This is a genomic window from Microbacterium sp. (assembly GCF_036277215.1).
Lineage (GTDB): Bacteria > Actinomycetota > Actinomycetes > Actinomycetales > Microbacteriaceae > Microbacterium.
In genome coordinates this window covers 1-7736 of record NZ_DASUNI010000009.1, presented here as the reverse complement: position 1 = coordinate 7736, position 7736 = coordinate 1, and the positions used below count along the sequence as shown (strand labels likewise).

At 65.6% G+C, this 7736-nt stretch carries 8 protein-coding genes; 3 read left to right on the top strand and 5 right to left on the bottom strand.

Annotation, left to right across the window (positions count from 1 at the left end):
* Nucleotides 1–259, bottom strand: a 259-nt coding sequence (locus VFX99_RS00440) for a hypothetical protein (protein WP_329664351.1), incomplete at its 3' end; no start/stop codon positions are given.
* A 172-nt stretch (nt 260–431) separates the two neighbouring features.
* On the opposite strand from VFX99_RS00440, the gene VFX99_RS00435 reads away from it, so the two are divergent.
* Both VFX99_RS00435 and VFX99_RS00430 read left to right on the top strand, forming a co-directional pair.
* On the top strand, nt 432–1811 hold the full coding sequence (locus VFX99_RS00435) for an FAD-binding oxidoreductase (RefSeq protein ID WP_329664350.1): 1380 nt from the start codon (nt 432–434) through the stop codon (nt 1809–1811).
* Nucleotides 1808–3169 carry a class I SAM-dependent methyltransferase gene (locus VFX99_RS00430; RefSeq protein WP_329664349.1) on the top strand — a complete coding sequence of 454 codons (1362 nt, stop codon included), beginning with the start codon at nt 1808–1810 and terminating at the stop codon, nt 3167–3169. The genes VFX99_RS00435 and VFX99_RS00430 overlap by 4 nt, the downstream gene beginning before the upstream one ends.
* A 324-nt stretch (nt 3170–3493) precedes the next feature.
* On the opposite strand, the gene VFX99_RS00425 is transcribed toward VFX99_RS00430, so the two are convergent.
* The 4 genes from VFX99_RS00425 to VFX99_RS00410 all read right to left on the bottom strand — a co-directional run bounded on the left by VFX99_RS00425 (nt 3494) and on the right by VFX99_RS00410 (nt 6503).
* A complete protein-coding gene (locus VFX99_RS00425) occupies nt 3494–3646 on the bottom strand; it encodes a hypothetical protein (protein WP_329664348.1) in 153 nt (50 codons plus the stop codon).
* A gap of 81 nt (nt 3647–3727) precedes the next feature.
* Complete coding sequence (locus VFX99_RS00420) at nt 3728–4564, bottom strand: hypothetical protein (RefSeq protein ID WP_329664347.1); 837 nt, start codon at nt 4562–4564, stop codon at nt 3728–3730.
* The gene (locus tag VFX99_RS00415; protein ID WP_329664346.1) at nt 4561–5616 is read right to left on the bottom strand and encodes a Gfo/Idh/MocA family oxidoreductase; all 1056 of its coding nucleotides are present in this window, start codon (nt 5614–5616) and stop codon (nt 4561–4563) included. The genes VFX99_RS00420 and VFX99_RS00415 overlap by 4 nt, the downstream gene beginning before the upstream one ends.
* Nucleotides 5613–6503 carry a sugar phosphate isomerase/epimerase gene (locus tag VFX99_RS00410; protein WP_329664345.1) on the bottom strand — a complete coding sequence of 297 codons (891 nt, stop codon included), beginning with the start codon at nt 6501–6503 and terminating at the stop codon, nt 5613–5615. Before VFX99_RS00410 ends, VFX99_RS00415 begins: the two co-directional genes overlap by 4 nt.
* 217 nt (nt 6504–6720) lie before the next feature.
* On the opposite strand from VFX99_RS00410, the gene VFX99_RS00405 reads away from it, so the two are divergent.
* A complete protein-coding gene (locus VFX99_RS00405; RefSeq protein WP_329664344.1) occupies nt 6721–7383 on the top strand; it encodes a TetR/AcrR family transcriptional regulator in 663 nt (220 codons plus the stop codon).
* The last annotated feature ends 353 nt before the right edge of the window (nt 7384–7736 follow it).

Sequence of the window (7736 nt, the reverse complement as noted above, 5' to 3'; positions counted from 1 at the left end):
GAGGAGTTACGGGCGAGCGGTGGGACGTGGTTTTGTCCGCAAGCACGACGCTTGGGACGGACGGCGAGGCGCCGATGCGCCAGAGCTTGTACCAAGACTCAGAGAGCGCCGGATCGGCGGCGATGTCACGAGCCCGCTCATCGGTGAGTTCGAGGCCCATATTCCGCCGCGCCACGCGCGATGGCAGCGCACGACGGAATTGTTCGAGGGACGTGCCCAAGGAGTCGTCCGGGTCGATATCGGCGCTCGCGGCTGCCATTTCCCCGCCTTTCGCCGGGATAGTCCACAGGATACTCGTCGCAGCATTGGGACGGCAGGTGCCCTTGCAGACGGAAGGGCATCAGGGTCCGCTGCTGGTTCGATGACGCAGAAGGCTGGCCGGAGCGGTGCCCGGTCTTCACCTTGATTCGGCCGCGGACTAGCGTGGGAGCGTGTCCGCTCCTGCGACTGACGCGCGCACCGCTCACGCCATCGGCGTGGAGCGCCTTCTCGAGAGCTATCGGGCAGTCCCGCCGACTGCCTCTGTCCGGCTCGCAAAGCAGACATCGAACCTGTTCCGTGGCCGTGCCAGCACGAACGCCAGGGGCCTTGACACATCCGGCTTGACGGAGGTCATTTCGGTCGACCCCGAGATGCGAACGGCTGACGTCGCCGGCATGTGCACGTACGAAAGACTCGTAGCCACGACGCTGCCGTTCGGATTGGCGCCCCTTGTGGTGCCCCAGCTCAAGACGATCACCCTGGGAGGCGCGGTCACCGGCCTCGGCATCGAGTCGACATCGTTCCGCAACGGCTTGCCCCACGAATCCGTACTCGAGATGGACATCCTCACCGGCGCCGGCGAGGTCGTCACCGTGTCCCGCGAACGGCATGCCGACCTGTACCGCGCCTTCCCCAATTCCTACGGCACGCTGGGATATGCCGTGCGCCTGCGCATTGCGCTCGAGCCAGTGAAGCCGTTCGTCGCGCTCACCCACGTGCGATTTCATGCACTCCGAGATTTGATCGCGGCGATGGATCGCACTATCACGACCGGTCACTTCGACGGCGGCCCGGTCGACTACCTCGATGGAGTGGTGTTCAGCGCAGACGAATGCTACCTGTGTGTCGGGGTGCAGACTTCCGCACCGGGCCCGCTTAGCGACTACACCGGGCGGCAGATCTACTACCGCTCCATCCAGCACCAGAACGGCGCCCGACTGGACAAGCTCACCATCGCCGACTACCTGTGGCGCTGGGACACCGACTGGTTCTGGTGTTCGGCCGCGTTCGGCGCGCAGCATCCCGTCGTCCGCCGCCTCTGGCCGCGGCGCCACCTGCGCAGCAGCTCGTATTGGAAGCTCATGAGGCTTGAACGGCGCTTCGATATAGGTGATCGCCTCGAAAAGCTGCGCGGTCGCCCGCCGCGCGAGCGTGTGATCCAGGACGTCGAAGTGCCGATTGGGCGGTGTGTCGAGTTTCTGGATTGGTTCCTGGCGAACGTTCCCATTCAGCCGATATGGCTGTGTCCGCTCCGACTGCGAGATGACGACGACTGGCCGCTCTACCCGATCCGGCCGCGCGAAACCTACGTGAATGTCGGCTTCTGGTCAACTGTTCCGGTCGGTGCAAGTGAGGGAGCGACTAACCGGATGATCGAACGCCGGGTCAGCGATCTGGACGGCCACAAGTCGCTGTATTCCGATGCCTACTACGGGAGAGGCGAGTTCGACGAACTGTACGACGGAGAGACCTACCGGGTCGTGAAAGAGCGGTACGACCCCAACTCGCGATTGCTCGACCTGTACGCGAAGGCAGTGCGAAGGCAATGACCTTATTCGAGGAAGACGCATCGGATGCCGCGGAGGAGGTGGGCGCGGCAGGAAGAGCAGGTGACGTGGGAACACCGTCGGTCGAGGCAAAGCTCAGTCTGGCCGAGGTCCTCGAGTTGTTCGCCGGACGTCGGCTGCCGCTGAGATTCAGCGCGTACGACGGCAGTTCGGCCGGACCGGCCGACGCGCCGTTCGGATTGGACTTGAAAACACCGCGTGGCACGACCTACCTGGCCACTGGCTTCGGCGATCTCGGGCTGGCCCGCGCCTACATCGCCGGCGACCTCGACATCCACGGTGTACATCCCGGTGACCCATACGAGCTGCTCAAGGCGCTCTCGGAGAACCTCGAATTCAAGAGACCTCCAGCGCGGGTGATGACGAGCATCGTCCGGTCCATCGGCATCGAGCATCTGCGACCGATCGCGCCACCGCCACAGGAAGTACCCGCGCGCTGGCGCCGCATCGCGGGCGGAATGCGACACAGCAAGTCCCGCGACGCCGACGCCATCCACCACCACTACGACGTCTCGAACACTTTCTATGAATGGGTGCTCGGGCCGTCGATGACCTACACCTGTGCGTGCTACCCGAGCGCGCACGCTTCTCTCGATGAGGCTCAGGAGAACAAGTACCGCCTGGTCTTCGAGAAACTCCGGCTGAAGCCCGGCGACCGGTTACTCGATGTCGGATGCGGTTGGGGAGGCATGGTGCGCCACGCAGCTCGACGTGGTGTCAAAGCCACCGGCGTCACGTTGTCTCGTGAGCAGACGGGCTGGGCTCATCAGGCGATCGCCGACGAGGGGCTCGGCGAACTCGCCGAGGTGCGCCACGGCGACTACCGCGACATCACGGAAGATGGCTTCGACGCGGTGTCGTCGATCGGGCTGCTCGAGCACATCGGGGTACGTAACTATCCGTCGTACTTCCGCTTCCTCCAATCTCGGATGCGGCCCGGTGGACTACTGCTCAACCACTGCATCACCCGTTCAGACAACCGAACCGAACCGTCGGCGCGCGGCTTCATCGATCGCTACGTGTTCCCTGATGGAGAACTCACCGGCTCGGGCCGGATCATCAGCGAGGCCCAGGACGCGGGCCTCGAAGTGCTGCACGAGGAGAACCTGCGCTCGCACTACGCGATGACGCTGCGGGACTGGTGCGCGAACCTGGTCGAACACTGGGATGACGCGGTCGCCGAGGTAGGGCTTCCCGCCGCGAAAGTCTGGGGCCTGTATATGGCCGGATCCCGGCTGGCCTTCGAACGGGGCGGCATACAGTTGCACCAAGTGCTGGCGTTCAATCCCGATGATCGTGGCGGCGGGAACCTGCCTTTGCGGCCGTGGTGGACCCCTTAGCATCGGGCCAGCTTGGCCGCAGGTCTGACGCAGCCGGGGCCAGCTCCAACGGTGGGTGCCATGTCGGCCAATGGCGTCGAGAGTTTGCCCCTTCGGGTTCTCATCGAGCACCGCGGGTGGCGCCCGTGCGGACGCCGGTCGGTCGCCGGCCGCAAGCCGATCCCTCTGCAGGCACTGCTCACGCGATCGTTGACAATCGCCTCTCAGAGGGTGCGCTCACCGGCCTCTCATCCGCATTAGAACTAGCGCGTCGCTTCGCGCGGTTGGCGAGCATGAGAGACATCAGATCATGCGGGAATCGATTCCCACGCGCCCGAGGCGGCGCTATTTGAGTACTGTGTCGATGATCTTGGCCGATCTGAGCCCATCAGCGAAGGTGGGCAGCCCGGCGGCTCGGGCTGCGTCGCGGTGTGCGGCGCCGATCATTCCGGCGCCGATGATGGCGACCCGGAAGGCTGAGTCCATGTGAGCCGACATCGGCGCTTCCTCTCGATCATGCGGGTGGTGGGCGTGACGCGGATGCCCACGTCAATACGCTCAGCGAGTCCCTGTTGAGCCTCAGGGTCGGGCTGCGAGCACGGTCTCGAGATCATCGGCGAAATCGCGCAGCGTGATGAGCGATTGCGAGCCGGGTGCGGTGAGCGTGGACTTTAGTCGTTTCCATGCGGCGCGGTCGGCGGTTTCGTACACGGTAGGGACCCGCAACTCGCCCTCGACGTTCGTATACGAGATGAGTGCGGGGGAGGCGGTCGCCGCGCCATACAGATCGACAGCGACCGTCCGCGCGAACCCGTAGCCGCGCACGCTTTGCCCTTCCTGTGCGCCGGAGCTTCGCACACCGAGTCCGGCGAAGACGGCTCCGTTGCGCGCGACGCCGCTCGCGGTGAAACCGTGCCCGGTTCGCATGTACGTGACCACGTCGATGCCCGGGTATCCGATTGCACGGGCGGTGCGCAGGACGGCGAGCAGCTGGGAGTCGGCGTCGCTGTCCGCGTCCACGTCGATGTGCTTGATGGAGACGGTGTCGACGGCGGCCATGTGGTGGGTGATGTCGGTCTGGTTTGCCAGCAGCCCGGGGTCGCCCGCGTAGGGCTCGGCAAGGACGATGGACGCTCCGTGTTGCTCGGCGAGGTCGGCTGCCGCCCGCACATCCGCGGGATCGGTGATCGAGGGGGCGCTGACGATGACACCTCGGCTGCCGGCGCGAATGGCATCGGCGACTTCCAGCGGCCACGGCGCGCCGCCGTCGATCACGGTGACGTCGGGGAACTCGTCCGGGGTGGCGGGCGTGAAGGACACCGGGAGGCTGGCGAGGGTGGGGGCGAAGCTGCGCACGGCGGCCCCGGGCAGGGTGCCGACGGTCAGTGCTTCCCGTGTGGCGGTGGTGGTGGTCATGCGCGTGCCTCCGTGAGGACGTAGTTGCTTGCGTTGCCGGCGACGCGGAGCGCGAAGGTCAGATCATCGATGAGGGCGGTCCCGGATGGGGCTGCCGAGGTGTCGCCGCCGATCAGGGCATAGAGCGCCAGCCACTCGCCTTCGTAGCCGTTGTGCTCGTACGGGCCGAAGCGGCGGGATGTGCCGTCGGCGTAGCTGAGGGTCGCGACGGCGGATCCGGCGTGCACGTAGGAGGGGGTGAAGTCGATGTGCAGGGCGACGTCGTCGCTGAACACCTCCAGTTCCCAGGTCGGCTGCCATTGCGCGTGCAGCCGGCCCACGAGCTGGATGGTGCCGCCGTCGGCGGTGCCGATGATGGAGTACCCGAACGGTTTGAGGACCGTGGCGGAGTCGACGTGGAACGCTTCGGGGGCGGGTAGGAAGGTGCGGATCAGCGGCAGGTCGTGGATAGCGAGACCGAGCACGCCGCCACTCATCATTCCGGCGCGGATTTCGGGTGTCGTCGGACCGGGCGGCGGGAAGCCCGGGCGGCCGAGGACTTCGGTGGACCAGTCTTCGTAACGGTCGTTGAACGGGAGGATCATGGTCGAGCGCACCGTGTGAGCGGTCGCCGGGAGATCGCCCCATGCTTCACGTACCGCGGTCCAGGCGGGATCGAACGCGTGCATCGCTCCGACGACGACCGGCACACCCGTTGCCCGTGCGGTGGCGGCGATCTCTGCGGCTTCTTCGGGCGTGGTGGCGAACGGCTTCTCGCAGAGCACGGCCTTGCCGGCGTTCATGGCGGCGGTGACCTGCGCGGCGTGGAATTGCGGGGGTGAGCAGATCGCGACGACGTCGACATCGGGGTCGGCGAGAAGCTCCTCGAGGGAGGTGGACCATCGTGCGCCGACGCGCCCGGAGACGGATGCGGCAACGTCTGGAGAGATGTCCATGATGTGGCGGACGGTGAACCGGTCGCTCAGTCGGGCGAGCGTGGGCAGGTGGATGGCCTGGACGACGGGCCCGGCGCCGAGGATGCCGACGCCGAGCGGTGTGGTCTGGGGGTTCATGCGGCTACCTCGAATCGGGGGTGGCGGGCGAGGTAGTCGTGGGATTCTTTGGAGCTGGCGAACGCGGTGTCCAGGTTGGGGACGTCGACTTCGACGACGAACCATCCGTTGAAGCTCGCCGGCAGTGCGTCGAAGACGGCATTGAAGTTGATCTTGCCGCGGCCGGGCTCGGTCCAGATGTGACGAACCGCTGTCGCAGACATGAAGTCGTCGGTGTAGCGGGTGGCGATTTCCTTGGCTGCTCCGTCGACGTCCTTGAGGTGCACGGCGATCACCCGGTCGCTGTAGTCGCCGATGATCTGCTCCGACACCATTCCCGCCCACTCCAGATGTCCGGTGTCCGGGCCGAAGCCGAGCGCGGAACCCGCGGTCTCATCGAGCACCTGCCGGGTCTCTTCTTCGGTTTCGATGGGGGTGGCGATGTGGGGGTGCAGTGCGAACCGGACGCCTTCGGCAGCGGCGGCGTCCGCGGCAAGGGCGAGTGTCTCCGCGATCACCTTGGTGCGTTCCGGCGACCCGCCACGGCCGATCGCGGGACGGATCAGACGGGGGAAGTCGATGTCTGCGGCGACGAACGTTTCGGTCAGGCCGAGCTCGGCGATCATGCGCGCGTGGGCGCGGGCGGCGTCGATGACCTCTGGTCGCGTTTCCAGGCTGTGCAACTCAGCGGAGAAGTATCCCGGTGCCGGCCGGAACCCGAACTGGGCGAGGAATGCGCGGTACGCTTCCGGCGACATTCCCTGCGGGGGGTCGCTGTGCAGGGCGTTGAATCCGGCGTCGCTAAGCTCCTTCATCGCCTGTCCGAGAGTTTCTTCGTTCAGGATGAAGGCTCCTGAATCCATCACCCACGGCAGCGGGTTGACCGCCACCTTGCTCCATTGCGCCACTGCAACTCCTTTGTCCTGCGATCGATCCCGCTGCTGCTCATGTACCAGCACCTCCGAATTATGACCAATCGTTCATAATTAGTCAAGCCGAGCCCCGATGGGTGCGGGCGGACGTCACGGCACAGCCCCGGAAAGGGTGCGCGTTCGTCGCTCGGTGTCAGAACCCCGGGGGTACCGTAGGACGCGTAGCGCAGAGCAGAGGGGAGGGGATCTGGAGATGAGCGTGACCGCAGACTCGATTCCTCAGCCCGCGAGCCAGGATGCGGAGGGGACGAAGAAGGTCGTTGTTCGCAAGCCGCGCGGGCAGTATCGCAATGGCATCATTCAGCGCGAACGCATCCTCGAGTCGGCGACCGAGCTGTTCGCACGGCACGGTTACGCGGGCGCTTCGCTGCGACAGATAGCGGCCGGCGTAGGTGTCACCCCCGGCAACGTCTTGCTGCACTTCGGCAGCAAGGAAGGGCTGTTGATGGCGGTCTTGGATCGTTGGACGGCCACATCGTTCCAATCCCGCGAGACCTCGGAGGGGCTGGACAATCTGCGCTCCCTCAGTGGTCTGATGAAGGAACACCTCTCGGAGCGCAAATTCATCGAGTTGTTCATGACGATGGCAAGTGAGGCGACCGACCCGGAGCATCCGGCTCACGACCTGATGGTCGCCCGCTACGAAGACGTCGTCGCGCGCATCGCCGCCGATCTCGCCTACGCGAGCCAGCACGGCCAGATCCGCCCGCTCGACGAACACGAGATCAGCGTCTGCGCGCGACGCGTGGTGGCAATGATGGACGGCCTGCAGATCCAGTGGCTGCTGAACCCCTCGGTCGATCTGGTCGCCGAATTCGAGGACTTCCTCGACGCGCTGATCCACCGAATCTCCTAGCTCGCAAGACCCGCTTCCCGCCAGCCGGTCACACCGCGGCTTCCCTGTCGCCGACCGCCTGTGGCGTGCGTCCAGCTCGCGGGCGGGCTGGTTGTCGACCACCTTGTCGATGCCGACTTGACTAATTATGAACGGTTGGTCATAATTCGGATGTGCTCTTCACGAGCACGGTTGTGATCGGTCGCCGGACAAAGGAGTTGCGATGAGAGCTGGCCTACAGAACCAGGCGGGCGGCGTTGATGTCGCTATCGCGGGTCTGCACGTGAGCAAGCGGTACGGCCATGTCCAGGCGCTGTCCGATGCCAGCGTCACCGTCCGAGCCGGCGAGATCGTCGCCCTGTTCGGAGACAACG

Bases quoted from the DNA above. Each gene is read 5' to 3' on its own strand.
- VFX99_RS00415 (WP_329664346.1), bottom strand. From the start codon at position 5,616: ATGAACCCCCAGACCACACCGCTCGGCGTCGGCATCCTCGGCGCCGGG.
- VFX99_RS00420 (WP_329664347.1), bottom strand. From the start codon at position 4,564: ATGACCACCACCACCGCCACACGGGAAGCACTGACCGTCGGCACCCTG.
- VFX99_RS00425 (WP_329664348.1), bottom strand. From the start codon at position 3,646: ATGTCGGCTCACATGGACTCAGCCTTCCGGGTCGCCATCATCGGCGCC.
- VFX99_RS00430 (WP_329664349.1), top strand. From the start codon at position 1,808: ATGACCTTATTCGAGGAAGACGCATCGGATGCCGCGGAGGAGGTGGGC.
- VFX99_RS00405 (WP_329664344.1), top strand. From the start codon at position 6,721: ATGAGCGTGACCGCAGACTCGATTCCTCAGCCCGCGAGCCAGGATGCG.